We start from the raw sequence: 19,919 nt of genomic DNA, 5'->3' as shown, positions 1-19,919 counted from the left end.
GCCGGCCCGGGCGGTGGGCGGGTCAGCTGCGGAGGGGGCCCTCGCAGCTGTAGCTCGACGTGGCCGCGACCTTGGTGGACCAGATCTCCACGGGTCCGAAGCTGCAGTTCATGTCGGCCAGGTTGTTCGAGGCGGCGCCGGCCCGGTCGAGGATGAAGTAGTCGACGGTCTCGGACATGTCCTTGAAGTTCTGGTCCTCGCTGGCCCAGTTCGACAGGTTCGCCGTGATCCGCCCGGTGCAGAGGAAGCGGCGCTTGCCGGGTTCGCCGTTCTCCACGCAGTCGGGGGTGTTGTACGTGGCGGTGGCGAAGGCCGACCTCACGGACGCGAGGTCCGCGTCGCGGAGCTGGGCGTTGGGCGTGTACGTGGTGTTCGGGACGTACAGCTGGTCGACCTTGGCGATCTGCGCGTCGAGGAAGCGGTCGTAGGCGCGCTGGAGGTTCGCGTCGGAGCCCATCCGGGCGCGCCAGGCGTCGTACGCCGCCACGTCGTTCGCCCGCAGGTGGGTGTACATCTCGCGGAGCAGCGAGGGCTTCTCGGTCCAGAGGAACTCGAAGAACGTGCCCGCGTAGTTGTAGAAGCGGAAGCCGTCGCCGTCGTAGGTGGCGTTGAGGATCTGGCGCAGGTTCATCCGGGGGCCGCCGCCGGCGGTGTCGTTGATGATTCCGCGGACGAGGGACTTGCGGACGGCGATGCCGTTGTCGCGGGTGGCTCCGTCGAAGAACTCGGCCGTGCCCTCGTCCATGGCGGTGGTGCGGTCGCCCTGGTACCAGGGGCCCTCGCCGAAGAGGCCGGGGACGGCCCAGCGGCCGTTGAGGTAGTGGGTGTACTCGTGGCGGAAGAGCTCCTCCAGCGTCAGCGAGGAGTCCTGGGGGACGCGCCGCTGGTACGTGTAGAAGGTCGCGCCGCGCTCGATGTAGATGCCGCCGTTGTTGGTGCCCATGCCGGTGAGGATGGGGTGGTAGTTCTCGTAGTCCGCGCGGGAGGCGTAGAGGACGATGTTCAGCGTGGCGTTGGTGTCGCCGGCGAGCGGCCGGTCGGTGCCGAGGACGCGGTGGTACTGCGCCTTGACCTGCTTGCTCGCGTAGTAGAGCTGGTCGACGGTGGCCCGGTCGAGGGCGGTGCGGACCTTGATGGCGCCGTTGTCGTAGGTGTACGTGTACGGGAAGAGCTGCTTCTCGATGTCCTCCTTGCACACGCCGTACGGCTTGCAGGCCTCGTAGGTGTTGAGCCAGGAGACGACCTTCGCCCACTGCTCGCTGCCGCGGCCGAAGGTGTCGACGACGGTGGTGAGGGTGGCGCCGAGGTCGGCGACGACGCCGTCCCTGAGGCCGTCGACCTGGCCGAAGCGGCCGTACTCGCCGAGGGCGTCGCGGGCGACCCAGGCGTTGGCGGTGCCCTTCAGGTGGCCGTAGCCCGCGAAGGCCTTGAAGGTCGCGCGGTAGGCCGGGTCGGCGGCGACGGCGGCGTGGAAGGCGCCGTCCTGGTTGCCCGGGTAGACGCCGAGGTAGTTGACGGAGAGGGCGGCGAGTGCGGCGCCGGCCCAGGCCGGGTCGGGGTTCGTGGCGGGGTGCGAGGGGTCCATGGTGGCCAGGACCCGCTTGATCAGGCCGAGTTGGTGCTGGCGCAGGCCGGGCGCGCTCGCCGCGTAGAGCGCTTCGCGGAGGGTGTTCGCGTTGCTCTTCGTGACGTCGAAGGTGTGCGCGGCGGCACCGAAGTCGGCGACGGCCCGGCGGACGGCGTCCACGGTCGGGGCGTCGGTGGTGTCGATCTCGTCGCGCGAGTAGTCGTGGTACGCGACGGCGTGCAGGTACGTGAACATCTCCTCCAGGTGGGAGGTGTTCCGTCCGTCGTGGGCGGCGGACAGGCTCGATATGCGGCGGGCGACGGCCTGGACGTGGGCGTCGGACATCACGGGGGCGAGCCGGGCGTCCCAGGTCCATATGAGGCCGCGGAGACAGCCGTCGGCGGTGACCGCCGGGTCGGCGAGGAAGTCGGCGAACCGCTCCGGGGCGAGGCCGGTGATCCCGTCGAGGGTGCAGGGGACGCCGGCGGCGGTGGTGCCGGGGGCGGCCGCGGCGAGCGAGCGCGGGGGGGCGGCGGCCGGTGCCCGGCCGGGGACGCGGCCCGTGGCGTGGCCGCCGGGGGCGGGGGCGGGCCCGAAGGTGGTGCGCGGGGCGGAGGCCCGGTGCTCGACCTCGTCGAAGGGGTTGGCCGCCGGCCGCGCCTGCGGGCCCGGTGCGCCGAGCGCGGGGGCCGGGGCGGGTCGGTCGTCCGCGCCCGCGGCGGAGGCGCCGGCCTGGCCTGCGGAGGCGAGGAGGGTGACCGTGACGGCGGAGGCGAGCAGGGAAGAGCGCACGCGTCGGTGGAGGGACAACAGGACTCCTGCTGGTGAGGGGGGTCGGTTCGGAGATGCGTGGGCGAACTGGTCTGGTTCGCACGGCGTATGACGGACGTTCATCGAACCGTGTGCGCTGTAACATAGTAATGTGAAATTGCACTGACAAGCCCTAGGGCGACATCAGTTCCCCACCAGGGCCGACGAAGCCGCGCACGGGGCTGTTCATCCGCCCCTTCAGCCCCCACCATGCTCCTGACTAACCGCGCGTAACTCGTCTTGGGGGAAAGCGTGTTGAGACTCCGTGGCCGGATCGCCGCTCCGCTGCTCGCCGTCCTCGCGTCCCTGCTCCTGCCGACGGCGCCCGTCCGGGCCGAGACGCCCGCGCCCGGTTCCTCCGCCCGTACCCCCGTCGTGTTCGTCCACGGGTACAACGCCGACCCGGGCGTATGGGGCGGACTGCGCGCGGACTTCAAGGCCGACGGGTACACCGACGCCGAGCTGTTCTCCTTCGGCTACGACACGCACCGGTCCGTCAACGAGGTCCTGTCCGGCGAACTCGCCGCGTACGTCGAGGGCGTCAGGCGGCAGACCGGGGCCGCCCGGGTCGATCTCGTCGCCCACTCCTTCGGCAGCCTCGTCACCCGCTGGTACGTGAAGTTCGACGCCGCCGGCCAGTCCTCCGTCGCCCACTGGGTCTCCCTCGCGGGCCCCAACCACGGCACCGGTACGGCGTGGGCGTGCGCGCTGTGGGACCAGGCCTGCCGCGACATGACGCCGGGCTCCTACGTGCAGAAGAAGCTCGCGGAGGGCGACGAGACGCCCGGGGCCGTGCGCTACGCCACCTGGTGGTCGAACTGCGACGAGGTCATCAACCCCGACAGCAGCGTGCCGCTGGCCGGCGCCGTCAACGAGGGCGCCGGCTGCCTCGACCACAACGCGCTGCTGGGAGACGACGCGGTCTCCCGGGGAGTCCGCGCCTTCCTCCGCTCGTAGGGGGTGTCTTTCAGACCGTGACCCGTTCGGCGGCGGGCTCCGTGACCCGCCTCCGCGCTCGAACTGAACCCGGTCGACAGCTCGGCGGCCCTCCTCGACATCCTCCAGTCCCTCATCGCCGGCCGCCCCGCCGCCTCCCCCCGCCTCACCCAGGCCCGCTTCCGCCCGAGGGGGTCGACCCGACGCTAGGTCAGGAGGAAGCGGGCGGGCGGCCCGACGCGGAGCGTGCGGTGGCGAGCAGCTCCTCCCTGTCGACGAGCTTCACGCGGGGGCGTCCCTGGCGGCGGCCCGCCGCGCGCTCGCCCTCGTCGATCGCCCGCCAGCCGTCGAGGCCGACGGCCTCCGGGTGCCCGCCGGACGCCGGGTCCCCGCCGGTGGGGGCGGTGAGCAGGCCGGCTTCGAGGTCGTCGAGGAGCGCGGAGACGGTCTCCTGGGCGCAGGACTTGTTGGTGCCGATGAACCCCTGGGGGCCGCGCTTGATCCAGCCGGCCACGTACACGCCGGGGCGGACCCTGCCCCTCTCGTGGGGCACCGTGCCGGTCGTCTCGTCGAACGGGAGGCCGGGCACGGGCCGCGCGCGGTAGCCGATCGCGCGCAGGACGAGCGAGGCCTCGATGCTCTCCACGGCCCCGGCCGTCTCGACGGTCAGACCGGTCACCCGGTCGTCGCCGAGGATCCGGGTCGGGCGGGTCCGGAAGCGCAGGACGATGCGGCGGCGGCCCGCCACGGGGGTCCGGGCGGCCAGCTCGGCGAGCACGGCGATCTTGGGCGTGGCATCCGGGGGCACGTCGGCCGGCCAGCCCTGGACGAGGACGTCGACGCCGTCGAGCGCGGCGAGGGCGAGCAGTTCCGGCAGGGTGAACGCGGCCTCGGCCGGTCCGCGGCGTCCGAGCACGACGACCTCGCGGACGCGGCTCGTCCGCAGCGCGGCGAGCGCCCGGTCGGAGATGTCGGTGCGGGCCAGGGTGTCGGGGTCGGCGGTGAGGACGCGGGCCACGTCCAGGGCCACGTTGCCGTTGCCGATGACGACGGCCCGCTCGCCGTCCAGGGCGTAGGGGGTGGCGCTGTGGTCGGGGTGGCCGTTGTACCAGGCCACGAAGTCGGTGGCGGAGGCGCTGCCGGGCAGGTCCTCGCCGTCGATGCCGAGCCGCCGGTCGGTGGCCGCGCCGACGGCGTAGATCACGGCGTGGTGGTCGCGGACCAGGTCCTCGTGGTGCAGGTCGCGGCCGATCTCGGTGTTGAGCCGGTACGAGAAGCCGGGCTGGCTCTCGACGGTGCGGAACAGCCGGGCGACCTGCTTGGTGTCCTGGTGGTCGGGGGCCACTCCCGCGCGGGCGAGCCCGTACGGGGTGGGCAGCCGGTCGTGGACGGTGACGGTGACGCCCGGGTACCGGAGCAGCTCGTCGGCGGCGAACAGCCCGGCCGGTCCGGCGCCGACGACGGCGACCCACAACTCGGCCGCGGAGGTGCGGCGTTGCGCGGGCACGAGGGCCATCGGCGTCCGGTCCTCGTGCGGATGGGCGTCGTAGTAGGCGCGGTTGAGTTCGAGGAACGGCAACTCCGCCGGGGTGAGCCCGGTGTGCGGCTTGAGCGCGTCCACCGGGCAGGCCGACGTGCAGGCGCCGCAGTCGACGCAGGTGCGGGGGTCGACGTACAGCATCTCGGTCTGCCCGAAGCCCGGTTCGCCGGGGGCGGGGTGGATGCAGTTGACCGGGCAGGCCAGGACGCAGGAGGCGTCCGCGCAGCACGACCGGGTGACGACGTACGGCATGGGGAAGGGTTCTCCGTTCACGGGACCGGTGAGGAGACGGGCTCTCGGTCGGCCGGCTCTCGGTCGGCTCTCGGTCGGCCGGCTCCCGGTCGGCCGGCTCCCGGTCGGGCGGCTCTCGGTCGGCCGGCTCCGTCAGGCGGCGTGCGGGGCGGGTTCGCCGCGGTGGCGGGACGGGCGGCCGTCGATGCGCAGCGCCTTCCACACGCGCCGGGAGGCCCTGTTCATCAGGCCGATGTCCTCGGCGAGCATCCGCACGTCGGAGAAGAGGTCGCGGAGCATCTTCTCGCCGTCGGGCGACTTCCAGAAGATGTCCTTGATCACCCAGTGGGGCACGCCTATCGTCTCGGCGGCCTTCCTGTCGGGGACCATGATGACGTCGCCGAGCACCCGCATGATCAGCGGGAAGGCGACCGAGAGCGCGCCCCGGCGCGCCCTGCCGTAGCCGGGGACCTTGACGCGCAGGAACTCGTGGGCGAAGGAGATGTGCCGGGCCTCCTCGGCGACGTGGATCTGCATGAGCCGGCGCATCAGGGGGTGGATGTCCTCGCCGCCGCGCAGGATCGCCTTCTGGAGGTGGTCGATGGGCTCCTCCCCGGCGAGGACGCCGGTGAAGAAGGACTCGGGGACCAGCGAGCCGGCCAGGGGCAGGAAGCGGCTGAGCACGCGGAAGGAGCGGCGCCCGCCGGGCACGTCGGCGCCCGCGCGGTTCACGAACTCCTGGAACATCTGGGTGTGGTGGCACTCCTCCGTGACCTCGTGGGTGAGGTAGCGGAACTCCGGATTCTGGTTGCGCAGGGCGAAGAGGTAGTCCATCACCCCGCGGATGAGGACGTTCTCGAACTGCATGCCGACCTTGACGATGTTGGCGTACCGCCACAGTCCGATGCGCGTCCGGACCTCCAACGGCTGCTCCTGGTACCAGGGGTGGCCGCCCAGGGGGTCGGCCGCGGGGAGCACCCAGCGGGGGTCCGTCGGGTCGATGGCGAAGTCGGGGTGGTCCCAGTCGATGTCGGTGAACGCGTCGAAGTGGATGTGCACCGAGGCCTCGGACAGGGTCCGGAGCCTCTCGTGGTAGCTCTGCACGCTGGTCATCGTCGTCCTCGGTCTCTCGCGGTCGTCTGTCCGGAGGCGCTTTTCTGAGGGGTTTTTCGAGGGCTTTTCGAGGTGCTTTTCCGAGGGCTTTCGGAGGGGTCAGACCGCGGGGGTCCGGTCCTCCCGCTCGGCGGGGCGCCCGTCGGGAACCGCGCGGTCGAAGCGGAGCGCGGGGTCCTCGATCGGGGACCGCCGCAGCGCGCGGCGGTCGCGGTAGTAGTCGTTCCGGATCCGCCACGGGTCGCGGGTGCCCTGGCGGGGCATGATCGCGTCGCCGCGGGCGATGTAGCCGGAGGTCAGCGACTCGCCCATGACGGAGACGGAGGAGCGGTCGGCCTCGGTGGCGACGGGGGTGACGGCGGTGAGGCCGTGGCGGTCCATGTGGGCGATGAGCCGGCTGATGTAGGCGGAGGCGAGGTCGGCCTTGAGCGTCCAGGAGGCGTTGGTGTAGCCGATGATCATCGCCAGGTTGGGGACGCCGTCCAGCATCACGCCCTTGTAGAGCAGGTGGTGGCGGGTGACGACGGGCTTTCCGTCGACCGCGAGTTCCATGCCGCCGGCGAGCTGCATGCGCAGACCGGTGGCCGTCACGACGATGTCGGCGGGGATCTCCTCGCCGGACCTGACCTTGACGCCGGCCTCGGTGAACGTCTCGATGTGGTCGGTGACGACGGACGCCCGGCCGCTCCTGAGCGTCGTGAAGAGGTCTCCGCCGGGCACGACGCACAGCCGCTGGTCCCAGGGCTTGTACGCCGGGGTGAAGTGGCGCATGTCGACGCTCTTGCCGAGCCGCGCCCGCACGGCGCCGAGGAGCACCTTGCGCATGAGGCGGGGGGCCTTGCGGCACAGGGCGTACAGGGCGCGCTGCATCGCGATGTTGCGGGTGCGGCCGACCCGGTGGACGAGCGCGGCGGGGACGCGCAGCCGGCGCAGGAGGACGGAGAGGGGGTCGTCCGCGGGGAGCGCCAGGACGTACGTGGGCGAGCGCTGGACCATGGTGACGTGGGCGGCTTCGGGGGCCATCGCGGGGACGAGGGTGATGGCGGTGGCGCCGCTGCCGATGACCACGACGCGCTTGCCGGTGTGGTCGAGGTCCTCGGGCCAGTGCTGCGGGTGCACGAGGGTGCCGCGGAAGCGCTCCTCGCCGGGGAACTCGGGGCGGTGGCCTGCGTCGTAGTCGTAGTAGCCGGTGGCGCCGACGAGGAAGCGGGCGGTGAGGAGGCGGGTCTCGCCGGTGGCCTCGTCGAGGGTCTCGACGGTCCAGCGGCCTTCGGCGCTCGACCAGTCCGCCCGGAGGGCCCGGTGGCCGAAGCGGATGCGGTCGGCGACGCCGTGCTCCTCGGCGGTGGCCCGGATGTAGCGGCGGATGTCCGGGCCGGCGGCGAGGACCTTGGTGCCGTGCCAGGCGCGGAAGCCGTAGCCGAAGGTGTACATGTCCGAGTCCGAGCGGATGCCTGGGTAGCGGAACAGGTCCCAGGTGCCGCCGATCCCGGCACGTCGCTCGATGATCGTGTACGTGGCTCCGGGATTCCCGGCGAGCAGGTGGCAGGCGGCACTGATGCCGGACAGGCCCGCGCCGATGATCAGCACGTCGACGTGCTGGTTCTCCATGTCCGTCCCCTCCACTGCCGGTCGTACCGGCGGGCATTCTTCCTCAGGTCCCGGAATTTACCTGTGTCACCGCGTCCAGGATACCGGCGGTAACGTGACCTGCGCCACCCCTCCGACCCGGTCCCGTCCCCGCTGCCGGGTACGATCCACGCCGTGGCCGAGGACAGACACACACGCAACGACGGGCGCCCCGACGGCCGTGACACCCGCTGGACCGGCCACCGCGCCGAACGCCGGGACCAGGTCCTCACCGCGGCGCTCGCCGTCATCGGCCGCGAAGGAACCACGGTCAGCGTGGCGGCGATCGGCGCCGAGGCCGGCATGCCCCGCTCCGTCGTCTACCGGATCTTCCGCAGCCGCGAGGACCTCGACGAGCAGATCCGCGCGCGCATCACCGACGACCTGATGACCGCCCTGTCCCCCGCCCTCGACCCCAAGGGCACGATCCGGGAGGCGATCGAACTCGCCGCGGCCACCTACGTGGGCTGGGTGGCGCTCCACCCCCACCTCCACCGCTTCCTCGGCACCGGCTCGCCCGGGCAGCCCGCCGCCGGCTCACGCGCGGTCGCGGGGACCCGCACCGCCGTCGCCCTCCACCTCGCCCGGCTCCTGGACACGTACGCCGAGCGGTTCCTCGACGGCGAGGCGGCGCCCACGGGGTTCAACCTCAACCTGGCGTTCGGCATGGTCGGCCTGGTGGACGGCGTGGTGAACCAGTGGGCCGCCCACCCCGAGTCGCGGAGCTCCCTGGACGACCTGACCCACTTCCTGAGCGACGCCCTCTGGGGTCTGCTCGCGGGTGTCACCCCGCGCCTGGGCATCAAGCTCGACCCCGACCAGCCGATCGGGCCGGTCCCGGAACCGCCGGAGCCGGGCACCCCGTACGACGTGCCGGACGACGGCCGCTGACCCCGACCCCTTCCCCGGCTCCCGGCCCTTGGCCGGTGGGACCGCGCGCCCCTACGATGCCGGTGATCAAGGCAGCCGTACCACTCGGCCGCGTTCGGGGGGATGAAACATGGACCAGTACAACGTGCCCGTCGGGCCCGCGGCCGTGCGCGGGCCGCGCTACCGCTTCCGCAACCCCGCCGGGCCCGCCCTCATCGTCCAGTGCCTGATAGCCACGTCGGCCCTCGCCGAGGCGTACGTCATCTTCACCGGCCCCGACGCCCCCTGGCTCGAGGACGGGAACGCCGCGCTCGGCTTCCTCCAGATCCTCTGCTGGATCTCGTTCCTGGTCTGGTTCCACCGCGCCCGCTGCAACGCCGAGGTGCTCGCGCCGGGCACCCACAAGTACGCTCCGGGCTTCGCCCTCGGCGCCTGGATCATCCCGCTCGCCATGTGGTGGCTGCCCCGGCGCATCACCCTGGACATCCGGCGCGCCGGCGGCCCGCCCCGCGACACCTGGCTGATCAACATCTGGTGGTTCGTCTGGCTCGCCGACGGCCCGCTCTCGGTCGCGGTCCACCTGCTGGTGCTCCATCAGACCGAGTACCACAACCCGGTGGACCACGCCATCGGCATCCTGGACTCGATCCTGGCGATCGCCGTGATCCGCCGCGTGACCGCCGACCAGCCGGCCGGCCCCCTCCCGTACTTCAACATGACCTGAGAACCGCCCTCCCGCCGCCGCGCGGACGCCCCAAGTGGCGGGCGCCACACGGGAAGAGCGTTGTGGACGGCCCCGGCGCGAGGTTCCGGAGCGCGGCAGCGGAGCGTTAGCGAGACGTGAGTACCGCGCGGGAAGCTGGACAGGACCATCGTGACCGGTGCGCCGGCCACGGACCAGCAGACCACGGGGAGCCTCGCCGTGCGTGGCGACCGACGGCCGGGAGGCCGCCGTCGCCGCGCCGGCCGGTTCCGGGCGCCCGACCACGCCCGGACGGTCGAGGCGCGTGAGAAGGAGCAGGTAGCGGAAGTGCTCACCACACGGGTGACGGTGACCGTCCACGCATCCGATCCACTCAGCAGGGCCGGGCTCATCAGCCACTTACGGCACCAGCCGACCATCGACTTCGTGCCCGAGCACGACGACGGGAACGGGGACGCCCCCGCGGTGGCGGTGATGCTCGCGGACCGGATCGACGAACCCACCACCGCGGAACTCCGGCGCCTGCTGCGCGGCCGCGACCAGCGCGTCGTGCTGGTCGCCCGCGAGCTGCGCGAGCCCGACCTCCTGACCGTGGTCGAGCACGGGGTACGGGCCATCATCTGGCGCCACCAGGCCACCGAGCAGCGGCTGCTGAGCGCCGTGCACAGCGCGGCGCGGGGCGAGGGCGAACTGCCGCCCGACCTGGTCAGCCGTCTCCTGAACCAGGTGGGCCGGCTCCAGCGGGCCACGGCGGCGGGAACGGGTACCGGCGGGTCGGTGCCGCTCTTCGGGATGGCGCCCCGCGAGGTGGACGTGCTGCGGCTGCTCGCCGAGGGCCTGGACACCCGGCAGATCAGCGAGAAGCTCGCCTACTCCGAGCGCACCGTGAAGAACGTCCTGCACTCGCTCATGACCCGTCTCCAGCTCACCAACCGGGCGCATGCCGTCGCGTACGCGCTCCGCGAAGGCTACATCTGATGATCCACGAGATAGACGGGGCCCTGCGCCGGCTGCTCGCCCCCGCCGTGACGGGCGACATCGCCTTCGACGCCCCGACCCGTGACTGGGCGGCCCGCCGCACCACCCCCACGCTCAACGCCTACCTGTACGACATCCGGGAGGACGTGGCCCGGCGCGAGCGTGGCGCACGGGCCGAGCGGGACGCCGACGGGATCGTGACGCGGAGGCGCCTGCCACCGCGCTGGTTCCGGCTCTCCTACCTGGTGACCGCCTGGACCTCACGGCCCGAGGACGAGCACCGGCTCCTGTCGGGCGCGCTGGCGCTGCTCCTGCCGCACGAGGTGCTCTCCGGAGACGCGGTGCCGGAGTCCGTGCGGCCGATCGCCACGTCCCTGCCGCTCTCCGTCGCGGTACCGCCCGCCGAGTCGCGCTCCCTGGCGGACATCTGGTCCGCGCTCGGCGGGGAGCTCAAGCCCTCGCTCGACGTCGTGGTCACCACACCGTTCCCGGTCGCTCCGGTGCACGAGGCGGCGCCGCCGGTCACCGAGGGCGCGGAGGTCCTCGTACGCGGGATCGACGGCGTACCGGGCGACTCCGCTCCCCGGATGCGGCGACGCATCGGCGTCAGGGCGGACCCGCGGCAGGAGGGCGGCGCATGAGCGGGGACGACCTCCGGGGTGCCGACGGCGTGCTCGGTCTGGTCCGCGCGCTCCGGAACCGGGTCGCCGCGCTCGTGGACGCCCGGAGCGCCGGGGACCCCACGGCCGGCGATCCGCTGCGCGGCCTGTACGTCACCGGGGAGACGGCCCGCCGGATCGCGGCGGAGCCGGGACCGACGGCGAGGCGGGGACCGGCGGTGCAGGACGACAGCGCTCCCCTTCCGGACCTGGGCGGAACGGGCCGACTGGCTCTCCTGGCACGGGACTTCGGACTCACCGCGCTCGACGCCCATGTCCTCCTCGCGGCGCTCGCGCCCGACGTGGACCGGGGCTTCGAGCCGCTGTACGGATACCTCAACGACGACGTGGGCCGGCGGCGCGCCACCGTGGCCCTGGCCCTGGACCTGGCGGGCACCGGCCCCTTCGACCCGGCCGCCCGGGACCGTTTCCATCCGGCCGCCCCGCTGCGGTCCGGCGGCCTCCTGGAGATCGAGGACGAGGACCGGCCGCTGCCCGGGCGGGCCCTGCGCGTGCCGGAGCGGGTGGTGGCACACCTCCTCGGCGACGACGGGCGGCTCGACGCGGGACTCCGGGCCGCCGAGGTGGAGTTGCTGCCGGCGGGGGCGGGGGACGAGGCCGCCACGGCGCTCGGGGCGCGGGTCGTCGCCGCCGGGCCCGTCACCGTCCATCTGCGTCAGCGCGTCCCCGGGGCCGCCACGGACGGGGTGGTGGCCGCGCTGCGCGCCGCCGGACGGCCCGTGCTGCGGTACCGGCCGGAGGGCGTGGCCGAGGGAGCGGCGCGGCTGCTGCTGCGTGAGGCCCGGCTGCGCGGCGCCGCCGTGGTCGTCGACCCGCTGCCTCCGCGGCCCGGACCGCTGGTGCGCGCCCTCGCCTCGTCCGGTGCGACGGTGGTCCTCGCCGGCACCGAGGCGCCCGATCTCCGGTGGGCGCCGGACGCGGAGCTGATCGCGCTCGACGCACCGGAGGACACGGCGGGCCCCGACGGCCACTGGCACCGCGAACTCGGGCCGGTGGGACTCGACTTCGACCTGGACGCGGCCACCGCCCCGTACCGCCTCAGTGGCGACCAGGTGCGCCGGGCGGCGCGTTCCGCCCGGGCGCTCGCCGCGTTCGAGGGCACGGCGCTGACGCTCGCGCAGCTGCGGCGCGGCGCCCGGCTGGTGTCGGCGCCGCTCCTCGACAGCCATGCGCGGCGGATCCGGCCGGCCGTCGGGTTCGCCGATCTCGTGCTTCCCGAGGAGCCGCTGGGGATGCTGCGCGAGCTGACCGGCCGGGCCCGCGACCGGGACCGGGTGCTGGGCGAGTGGCGGCTGCGCACGGGGGGCGGTCGGGGGCGCGGTGTCGTCGCGCTGTTCGCCGGGGAGTCGGGCACCGGGAAGACGCTCGGCGCGGAGGTCGTCGCGGGCGAACTGGGCCTCGACCTCTATGTGGTGGACCTCTCGTCGGTGGTCGACAAGTACGTCGGCGAGACCGAGAAGAACCTGGAGCGGATCTTCGCCGAGGTGGACCGCACGGACTGCGTCCTCCTCTTCGACGAGGCCGACGCGGTCTTCGGCAAGCGGTCGGAGGTGAAGAGCTCGCACGACCGGTACGCCAACCTGGAGAGCGCCTATCTGCTCCAGCGCCTGGAGGCCTTCGACGGGATCGCGGTGCTCACGACCAACCTCAGGGCCAACATCGACGAGGCGTTCACCCGCCGGCTCGACCTGGTCGTGGACTTCCCCTTCCCCGATCCCGGGCAGCGCGTCTCGCTCTGGCGCTCCTGCCTGGCGGGCACGCCGAAGGCGGAGGGCCTGGACGAGGAGATCGCGCGGTGCGCCGTGGAGTTCGAGCTCGCCGGCGGCGCGATCCGCTCGGCGGCGGTGACGGCCGGCTATCTGGCGGCGGCCCGCGGTTCGGCCGTGACCGGCGAGGACGTACGGGCCGGGGCGCGGCGCGAGTACCGGAAGGCGGGAAGGCTGGTCCTGGACGTCGACGCGCCCTGGGCGCCGTGATCGCGTGAAGGGCCGAGGGGGCCACCCGCGCGGGTGGCCCCCTCGGCCCTTCGCCTGACGTCCGCCGTCGGCTCACATCACGCTGCCGCCGACCATCTTGCGGAGGGTAGGCCAGTCGACGGTGCCGGTGGCGGGCAGTCCGACGGCCGTCTGGTACTGGCGGATGTGGTCCTGGACGTTGCTGCTGTTCCGGGTGGCCGTCACCTTCCCGGTCCGGAGGTTGTCGATGCCGTACTGGGCGCGGGTGCGCGCCTTGGCGAGGTCGTCGTCGGAGGAGCTGCGGTTGTACGCCCACCAGAAGGCCGCCATCAGCTGTGTGTTCTCCATGCCGCTGCTCCCCGGCTTCACCTCGTCGGGCGTGATGCCCTGGGCCCAGAGGGAGGTGAGGGTGGCGCGCCCGAGGGTGCCCTCCGTGTCGACGTTCAGGATCTCGCCGGAGTTCTTGCCGTTCTCGGCGTCCTGGACGACGGCGCGCTGGTAGCAGGCGATCGCGTCACGGGTCGCCCTGTCGATGACCCCGCGGCTCCAACTACCCGTGAGTCTGCACGGGTTGGTGCCGCTCATGGCGGCGAGGCGCTCCTGGGCGTACTCGACGACGAGGTCCTTCGGGTCGCCCTGGACCCAGGGGGGAAGGGTCTTCGTGGAGGCGGGTGGGGGCGGCGGCTGCTGGTTGCCGCCGTCGCCGGTGCCCGGCCCGGGGTCGGTCGGCGCGGCGCCCCCGCCGGATCCGCCGCCGGTCGCCCCGCCGCCCGAGCCGTCACCGGCACCCTCGTCCGCCCCGCCGTCTCCCCCGGCCGGCGGGGGTCCTCCGTCCACCGGCGGAGGCGCGCCGCCGGGCGGCTTCCCGCCGGGCGTGGGTCCGCCGGGCGGGGGCGCTTCGGGCAGCTCGTCCCCGCCGCCCTGCGCCGCGGGCCTGGGCGCGCCGGTGGCCTGGATCTCCTTGGCGGCGCTGACGATCTTCGGGGAGAAGCCGAACCAGAGCACGGCGAAGGCGATGGCGGCGGTCACCAGGAGTCCGCCGGCCACGACCAGCCAGTTCCCGAAGACGGGCCGCTGGTCGTACGTGGCCTCCAGGTCGAGAGCGGTGTCGTCGCCCGCGCGGCGGACGGCGACGGTGAACCGGTGCGACTCCTCGGCGCCGGTCCAGCGCACTGCCTGCGACCGTACGACGAGTTCGCCGAAGGCGGCGCGGCCGGGGGCGATCTGCACGGCGTTCGGCCGTACGTCGAAGGTGAGCCGGTTGGCCTCGTCGCGGGCGATCAGGGACGCGGTCAGCGGGGTGTTGCCGAGGTTGTCGACGGCGATGCGGGCCCGGCCCCGGAAGCGGCCGACGAGGGCGGGCGGCAGCAGCTCGGCGCGGGTCTCGGCGAAGGGCGTGACGGTCAGCCGGCCCTCCACCACGTCGCGGGCGCCGGCGTTCTCCCGGGGGTCGACGCGGACGCCGTACGCGTGGGGTCCCGCCTCCGCGTCCGAGGAACGGGGCGGGGCGAAGGTGATCTCGGCGGTCCCCTCGCTGCCCGGGTAGAGGCGGAGGACGTCCGGCTCGACCCGGGACCAGCCCGAGGGTTTGCCGACGAGGGAGAGCCGGTACTCCTCGACGGTGTCCCCGGTGTTGCGCACCCGTAGCCGGGCGGAAGTCCGGGTCCCCGGCTCGACGGTGACATCGGCCGGGTCCAGAGAGGTCCAGATGGTCATGACCGCAGGCTAGGGGGGCGGGGGTGGGTTCCGGCTGCCCGAAAGTGCCGGTGCGGGGGCAACACGGCCTGCCCCGAAGCCCCTTGGGGCGGTGCGGGGCCCAAGACCGGAGCACGGGCCCGGTCGCGGCCGGGGGTGGCGCCTCCAGCCCTACCCTCGCACGCCGGGGCGCCGTGTCAAGGGGCACGGGCATCCCCCGCCGTCGTACTGCTCCGGTGCTCGTGAGCGTACCGGCGCCGGAGGCGCGCACCCCGGGAGCGTGACCGTTGGGGCAGCCCCTGCTGCCCTCGTGAGCGCCCCTTCTTCCCTGGTCGGGGCGCCGGGACTCGGCGAGAGTCGTCAGCGTTCGGCCGATGTCCACGAGAGAAGGGGAGGACAAGCACGATGGAGTCGACACACCGCGACAAGCCGGGAGCGGACCGGAGCGACCGCCCGGTGCCGCGCGCTGCCGCCCGGGACTCCCTGTCGGAGGACGCGGCACGGCTCGCTGCGGCCGGCGGGACAGCACACCTCGCCCCGGGAGCGGCGGCCGCGCTGCAGCGGGCCGTGGGGAACGCGGCGTTCGCGGCGGCGGTGCAGCGCGGCACGCACGTCCACGGCGCCGGCTGCGGCCACGCTCCGGAGAACGGGCAGACCGTGCAGCGTTCCTCAGTGCCCGACGTGCTGCGCTCGGCGGGCCGCCCGCTGGAGGACTCGGTCCGCGCGGACATGGAGTCCCGTCTCGGCGCGGACTTCTCCGACGTACGCGTGCACACGGACGCGGCGGCGAAGGCCTCGGCCGCCGAGATGGGTGCCCGTGCGTACACCTCGGGTTCCCATGTGGTCATCGGGCAGGGCGGCGGCGACCGGCACACGCTCGCGCACGAGCTGACGCACGTGATCCAGCAGCGGCAGGGCCCGGTGGCCGGCACGGACGACGGCTCCGGTCTGAGGGTCTCGGACCCCTCGGACCGCTTCGAGCGCGAGGCCGAGGCGAACGCGGTCCGGGCCCTGGCCGGACGGCCCGCTCGGACGGACTCCGTGCAGACGGGCCCCGTTCAGCGCGCCGTCGCCACCGGGCGAGCGGAGGGCCGGACCGTCCAGCGCTTCCACGACCCGGCCGGGGACGGGGCCGGCGCGCGGGCCTACGTCGCCGCCAACTGGACGCGGATCCTCAAGGCGTACGCGAACATCCAGGAGGTCCGCGGCTCCCTGGAGGGCTCGAAGGGGCCCAGGAACAAACTCCTCGGGGCCCTCCTCGCGAGCAACCAGGCATGGTCCCAGCAGTTCGGGACCGGAGCAGCCATGGCCTTGGGATTCAGCGACGTCACGCACGCCGAGACCGTCAGCGACGCCCAGGTGTCCACCCTGGTCTCCTGTCTGAACGTCATGGAGCAGGAGGTCGCCACCCGACAGACCTCGGCGCGCCAGGACCACGCGCAGCCCTTGAGGGAGACCCTGATCGGCACGGAGTTCACGTTCACGGATGCCACGATCAACGGCACCGGCTCCTCCACCGGCACCGCTCTCCAGGTCGACATCAGCGGTCTGAAGGGCGTCCCCCTCGCCAAAGCCCGCGCGACCATCACCCACGCGGTGGGCAAGATGAACGCCTGGGCCGCCGCGGTGCTCACACAGCCCGTGCCGGGCTCCAACCTCCAGGTCGCCGTGTCCGACTTCCAGGTGAAGGGCCAGCCGGCCAAGAGGTTCACCTACACGAACCCCGACGACAACGGCTTCTCGTGGTGGTGGGCGCTCAGTCTCGACGACGCGTGCCTGGAGACCCAGACCCAGCCCAGTCCCATCGGCGCCTTCGCGAACGGTGGAGTCCTCAACCGGATCATCCAGAACCACGTGTTCGGCATCGCCACGTCGGCGTCCGTCGGTCTGTTCGTCGACAACTCCATCCACGGAGGCGGCGGCCACATCTCCATGGACGCGTCCACCGCGTTCGGCGGGAGCGTCGAACTCTTCCTGGAGTCCGTACGGGCCTGGGAGCAGGGCTGGGAGGCCTGGCTGGTCCAGTTCGGCGGTGATCGCGGCGACGCGGACCACGAGAACGCCCCTTGGACCGGCTCCCTGCCCGGCGGCGCGGACCTGCTCGCCGGACTGAACACGGAACTCGACACTTTGAGCGCACAGGCGGCGGCAGGCAGCACCGACCTCGCCGCCGCGGTGGCCCGGCTCCAGGAGCACGTCAAGGACTTCCCGCTCCACGCCACGGCCTCGCAGCGACTGCGGGACAAGGTCGCCGCCCACCGGGACGACCGCCTGCACTACCAGGGGGTCAACCTGGAACACATGGGCGCGGGCACCCCGCCCGACGAGCAGCGCATCGAATTCCGCGACGTCCAGGCCCAACGCTCCTACGCCGACCTCATGGCCGACCTCATGTTCATCGGCAGCCTCGTCCAGGACGTGCGCATAGACGTGGCCGTACGGCAGAACCAGCGCCTGACGGCCCGGCACCCGCCGGCTGCCACCTAGGAGGGTCCGCCGGTTCCCGCCCGGCCCTCCGACACCAGAACCCCACCACCCGGCACGCCCAAGGAGACCACCCTTCATGCCCACCTACCTGTCCCCCGGCGTCTACGTCGAGGAAGTCGCCGGCGGCTCCCGGCCCATCGAGGGCGTCGGGACCTCCGTCGCGGCCTTCGTCGGCCTGTCGCCGACCGGACCGCTGAACGAGCCGGTGCTCGTCACCAACTGGTCGCAGTACGTCGCGTCCTTCGGTGACTTCACGGACGGGTACTACCTCGCCCACTCCGTGTACGGCTTCTTCAACAACGGCGGCACCGCCGCGTACGTGGTGCGCGTGGGCGGCGGGGACGCCCAGGGCGCCGCGGAGCCCGTCGGGACGGCCACCGCCGCCCCGCGCGAGCTCGTCGCCGGCGAGGCCGTCGCGCTCGGCACCTTCCGGGTCGCGGCCGTCGCCGCCGGGTCCGGGGCCGGCGGGGCGCTCACCGTCGAGGTGCAGGACGTCGAGGGCGAGCCCGAGCGGTTCAAGCTGCTCGTCAAGGACGGCGAGAAGGTCGTCGAGAGCTTCGACGCCTCCGCGAAGAAGAGCGCCCGCAACTACGTCGTCGCACAGGTCAGGCAGCGCTCCAAGGCCATCGTCCTGGAGGAGGCCGCGACCGGCGGGCAGCTCGCCAGGCCCGACGCCCAGACCGTCACCCTCGCCCCGCCCTCGCAGACCCCGGCACAGGTCGCGGTGCGGGCCGACGCGCCCGCCGCGATGGAGCCGGGGCAGTTCATCGGCGACTCCGCCGACCGCACCGGCTTCGGCGGCCTGGAGGCCCTCGACGAGATCAACATGGTCGCCGTGCCGGACCTGATGGCGGCCTACCAGCAGGGGCTCATCGACCTGGAGCAGGTCAAGGCCGTCCAGCTCGGCCTGATCGCGCACTGCGAGCTGATGGGCGACCGGATGGCGATCCTCGACCCGCCGCCGGGACTGGGCGCCCGGGACATCCGCAAGTGGCGCCAGGAGACCGCCGGTTACGACTCCCGGTACGCCGCGCTCTACTACCCGTGGATCAAGTCGTTCGACCCGGCCGGCGGCCAGACCCGCACGGTGCCGCCGTCCGGTCACATGGCCGGCGTCTGGGCCCGCAACGACTCGGAGCGCGGCGTCCACAAGGCGCCCGCCAACGAGATCGTGCGCGGCGCGGTCGACCTGGAGCTCCAGATCACGCGCGGCGAGCAGGACCTGCTCAACCCGATCGGCGTCAACTGCATCCGCGCCTTCCAGGGCCGGGGCATCCGGGTGTGGGGCGCGCGGACGCTCGCCTCCGACCCCGCCTGGCGCTACCTGAACGTCCGCCGCTACTTCAACTACCTCGAGGAGTCGATCCTCGTCGGGACGCAGTGGGTGGTCTTCGAGCCCAACGACCCGTCGCTGTGGGCCCGTATCCGCCGCAACATCTCGGCGTTCCTGGTCAACGAGTGGCGTCAGGGCGCCCTGTTCGGCCAGCGCGCCGAGGACGCCTTCTACGTGAAGTGCGACGCGGAGACCAACCCCCCGGAGTCGGTCGACCTCGGCCGGGTGGTCTGCGAGATCGGCATCGCCCCCGTGAAGCCCGCGGAGTTCGTGGTCTTCCGCCTCGCGCAGTTCCAGGGGGGCGGCGGCGAGCTGGAGGAGTGATCCCCGTCCCGCTTCCCCCATGCTTCCCGACCCCCTCATGAACAGGAGTGACCCGCATGTCCCTCGACACCGGTGACGCCCTCACCACCCACAATTTCGGCCTGCAGATCGACGGCGTCATGGTCGAGACCCTGCAGGAGATCAGCGGCCTCACGATGGAGCAGGACGTCATCGAGTTCCAGCAGGTCTCGGCGGACGGCAAGCCCATCATCAAGAAGCTCCCCGGCGTCAAGAAGGCCGGCGAGTGCACGGTGACCCGCGGCGCCACGCAGTCCGCCGCCTTCACCGAGTGGATCTCCGCCTCCATCGCCGGCGACATGGGCTCCGCCCGCAAGGACGCGTCCATCATCTTCCTGGACTACCAGCTGACCGAGGTGAAGCGGTACAACCTCCGCAACGCCTGGTGCACGAAGGTCGAGCTGAGCTCCACCAAGGCCGGCGACGCGGCCGCCCTGACCGAGCAGGTCACCATCACCTTCGAAGAGCTGACGCTCGGCTGATGCGACGCGAAGGATCGGCGGGGCCACAGCCCGACCACCGGCAGGAGCCCCTGCGCACCGAGTTCGCGTTCGAGCTGCCCCGCGGGTTCGTCGACGAGGCGGGCACCGTGCACCGCCACGGGGCGATGCGGCTGGCCACGGCCCGGGACGAGCTGCTGCCGCTGCGGGACATCCGGGTCCGTGAGAACCCGGCGTACCTGTCCGTGGTGCTGCTCGGCCGGGTCATCACCCGGCTGGGCACGCTCCCGTCGGTCCACGACGGGACGATGGAGAACATGTTCGCCTCCGACCTGGCGTTCCTCCAGGACTTCTACCGGCAGATCAACGCGGAGGGCCACACGCGGGCCGCCGTCGCCTGCCCCCACTGCGAGGAGTCCTTCGAGGTCGAGCTGGCCGGGAGCCGCCTGGGGGAATCGTGACGTACGCGGCCGACCGGATCGAGGAGGAGACCGCGTACCTCGCCTTCCACCTCCACTGGGGCATGGACGACATCCTCGACCTGGAGCACGCGGACCGGCGCGGGTACGTGGCACAGGTGGCCTCGCTGGTGGAGCGGTCGCAGGCGTGA

Annotated in this window: 16 protein-coding genes; 11 read left to right on the top strand and 5 right to left on the bottom strand. The window is 73.0% G+C overall.

Going from position 1 to position 19,919, the window contains the following annotated elements; translation table 11 throughout:
• Positions 1 to 22: 22 nt before the first annotated feature.
• Positions 23 to 2,377: a collagenase gene (locus BLW86_RS34965; RefSeq protein ID WP_093877729.1), complete on the bottom strand. Its 2,355-nt coding sequence runs from the start codon at positions 2,375 to 2,377 to the stop codon at positions 23 to 25.
• A gap of 252 nt (positions 2,378 to 2,629) precedes the next feature.
• Between BLW86_RS34965 and BLW86_RS34960 the strand changes: the two genes are divergently transcribed.
• The gene (locus BLW86_RS34960; protein WP_256341527.1) at positions 2,630 to 3,334 is read left to right on the top strand and encodes an esterase/lipase family protein; all 705 of its coding nucleotides are present in this window, start codon (positions 2,630 to 2,632) and stop codon (positions 3,332 to 3,334) included.
• Between the two features lie 190 nt (positions 3,335 to 3,524).
• On the opposite strand, the gene BLW86_RS34955 is transcribed toward BLW86_RS34960, so the two are convergent.
• From BLW86_RS34955 to BLW86_RS34945, 3 genes are all read right to left on the bottom strand, one after another.
• Positions 3,525 to 5,105 (bottom strand): FAD-dependent oxidoreductase, encoded by a 1,581-nt coding sequence (locus BLW86_RS34955; RefSeq protein WP_093877727.1) that lies wholly within the window; start codon positions 5,103 to 5,105, stop codon positions 3,525 to 3,527.
• A 132-nt stretch (positions 5,106 to 5,237) separates the two neighbouring features.
• Positions 5,238 to 6,197, bottom strand: coding sequence for an AurF N-oxygenase family protein (locus BLW86_RS34950; RefSeq protein ID WP_093877726.1), 960 nt, complete (start codon positions 6,195 to 6,197; stop codon positions 5,238 to 5,240).
• 99 nt (positions 6,198 to 6,296) lie between these two features.
• Positions 6,297 to 7,808, bottom strand: coding sequence for a flavin-containing monooxygenase (locus BLW86_RS34945; RefSeq protein WP_093879035.1), 1,512 nt, complete (start codon positions 7,806 to 7,808; stop codon positions 6,297 to 6,299).
• Between the two features lie 153 nt (positions 7,809 to 7,961).
• On the opposite strand from BLW86_RS34945, the gene BLW86_RS34940 reads away from it, so the two are divergent.
• The 5 genes from BLW86_RS34940 (at position 7,962) to BLW86_RS34920 (ending at position 13,033) form a co-directional block, all read left to right on the top strand.
• A complete protein-coding gene (locus BLW86_RS34940; protein ID WP_107466172.1) occupies positions 7,962 to 8,717 on the top strand; it encodes a TetR/AcrR family transcriptional regulator in 756 nt (251 codons plus the stop codon).
• 109 nt (positions 8,718 to 8,826) lie between these two features.
• The gene (locus BLW86_RS34935; RefSeq protein WP_093877724.1) at positions 8,827 to 9,420 is read left to right on the top strand and encodes a DUF4328 domain-containing protein; all 594 of its coding nucleotides are present in this window, start codon (positions 8,827 to 8,829) and stop codon (positions 9,418 to 9,420) included.
• Positions 9,421 to 9,726: 306 nt separating this feature from the next.
• On the top strand, positions 9,727 to 10,377 hold the full coding sequence (locus BLW86_RS34930; protein WP_093879034.1) for a helix-turn-helix transcriptional regulator: 651 nt from the start codon (positions 9,727 to 9,729) through the stop codon (positions 10,375 to 10,377).
• Entirely contained in the window at positions 10,377 to 11,018 is a 642-nt protein-coding gene (locus BLW86_RS34925; protein ID WP_093877723.1) for a Pvc16 family protein, read from the top strand. The genes BLW86_RS34930 and BLW86_RS34925 overlap by 1 nt, the downstream gene beginning before the upstream one ends.
• A complete protein-coding gene (locus BLW86_RS34920) occupies positions 11,015 to 13,033 on the top strand; it encodes an AAA family ATPase (protein ID WP_093877722.1) in 2,019 nt (672 codons plus the stop codon). Before BLW86_RS34925 ends, BLW86_RS34920 begins: the two co-directional genes overlap by 4 nt.
• A gap of 72 nt (positions 13,034 to 13,105) precedes the next feature.
• Here BLW86_RS34920 and BLW86_RS34915 read toward each other — a convergent pair whose 3' ends face one another.
• On the bottom strand, positions 13,106 to 14,728 hold the full coding sequence (locus tag BLW86_RS34915; RefSeq protein WP_093877721.1) for a COG1470 family protein: 1,623 nt from the start codon (positions 14,726 to 14,728) through the stop codon (positions 13,106 to 13,108).
• A 384-nt stretch (positions 14,729 to 15,112) separates the two neighbouring features.
• On the opposite strand from BLW86_RS34915, the gene BLW86_RS43515 reads away from it, so the two are divergent.
• The 5 genes from BLW86_RS43515 to BLW86_RS42260 all read left to right on the top strand — a co-directional run bounded on the left by BLW86_RS43515 (position 15,113) and on the right by BLW86_RS42260 (position 19,919).
• Positions 15,113 to 17,194: an eCIS core domain-containing protein gene (locus BLW86_RS43515; RefSeq protein ID WP_256341526.1), complete on the top strand. Its 2,082-nt coding sequence runs from the start codon at positions 15,113 to 15,115 to the stop codon at positions 17,192 to 17,194.
• A 76-nt stretch (positions 17,195 to 17,270) separates the two neighbouring features.
• A complete protein-coding gene (locus BLW86_RS34905) occupies positions 17,271 to 18,851 on the top strand; it encodes a phage tail sheath subtilisin-like domain-containing protein (RefSeq protein WP_093877720.1) in 1,581 nt (526 codons plus the stop codon).
• Between the two features lie 56 nt (positions 18,852 to 18,907).
• Entirely contained in the window at positions 18,908 to 19,351 is a 444-nt protein-coding gene (locus BLW86_RS34900) for a phage tail protein (protein WP_030693830.1), read from the top strand.
• Complete coding sequence (locus BLW86_RS34895; RefSeq protein ID WP_093877719.1) at positions 19,351 to 19,770, top strand: hypothetical protein; 420 nt, start codon at positions 19,351 to 19,353, stop codon at positions 19,768 to 19,770. Before BLW86_RS34900 ends, BLW86_RS34895 begins: the two co-directional genes overlap by 1 nt.
• On the top strand, positions 19,767 to 19,919 hold the full coding sequence (locus BLW86_RS42260; RefSeq protein WP_093877718.1) for a hypothetical protein: 153 nt from the start codon (positions 19,767 to 19,769) through the stop codon (positions 19,917 to 19,919). The genes BLW86_RS34895 and BLW86_RS42260 overlap by 4 nt, the downstream gene beginning before the upstream one ends.

Origin of the sequence: Streptomyces sp. TLI_105 (genome assembly GCF_900105415.1) — a bacterium.
Taxonomy (GTDB): Bacteria; Actinomycetota; Actinomycetes; order Streptomycetales; family Streptomycetaceae; genus Streptomyces.
The sequence above is the reverse complement of the archived record's forward strand: the minus strand, read 5'-3'. Positions and strand labels throughout refer to the sequence as shown.

Excerpts from the sequence above, each read along its gene's own strand:
- BLW86_RS34955 (WP_093877727.1), bottom strand. The coding sequence starts at position 5,105 with ATGCCGTACGTCGTCACCCGGTCGTGCTGCGCGGACGCCTCCTGCGTC.
- BLW86_RS34950 (WP_093877726.1), bottom strand. The coding sequence starts at position 6,197 with ATGACCAGCGTGCAGAGCTACCACGAGAGGCTCCGGACCCTGTCCGAG.
- BLW86_RS34945 (WP_093879035.1), bottom strand. The coding sequence starts at position 7,808 with ATGGAGAACCAGCACGTCGACGTGCTGATCATCGGCGCGGGCCTGTCC.
- BLW86_RS34935 (WP_093877724.1), top strand. The coding sequence starts at position 8,827 with ATGGACCAGTACAACGTGCCCGTCGGGCCCGCGGCCGTGCGCGGGCCG.
- BLW86_RS34925 (WP_093877723.1), top strand. The coding sequence starts at position 10,377 with ATGATCCACGAGATAGACGGGGCCCTGCGCCGGCTGCTCGCCCCCGCC.
- BLW86_RS34920 (WP_093877722.1), top strand. The coding sequence starts at position 11,015 with ATGAGCGGGGACGACCTCCGGGGTGCCGACGGCGTGCTCGGTCTGGTC.
- BLW86_RS34915 (WP_093877721.1), bottom strand. The coding sequence starts at position 14,728 with ATGACCATCTGGACCTCTCTGGACCCGGCCGATGTCACCGTCGAGCCG.
- BLW86_RS43515 (WP_256341526.1), top strand. The coding sequence starts at position 15,113 with ATGGAGTCGACACACCGCGACAAGCCGGGAGCGGACCGGAGCGACCGC.
- BLW86_RS34905 (WP_093877720.1), top strand. The coding sequence starts at position 17,271 with ATGCCCACCTACCTGTCCCCCGGCGTCTACGTCGAGGAAGTCGCCGGC.
- BLW86_RS34900 (WP_030693830.1), top strand. The coding sequence starts at position 18,908 with ATGTCCCTCGACACCGGTGACGCCCTCACCACCCACAATTTCGGCCTG.
- BLW86_RS34895 (WP_093877719.1), top strand. The coding sequence starts at position 19,351 with ATGCGACGCGAAGGATCGGCGGGGCCACAGCCCGACCACCGGCAGGAG.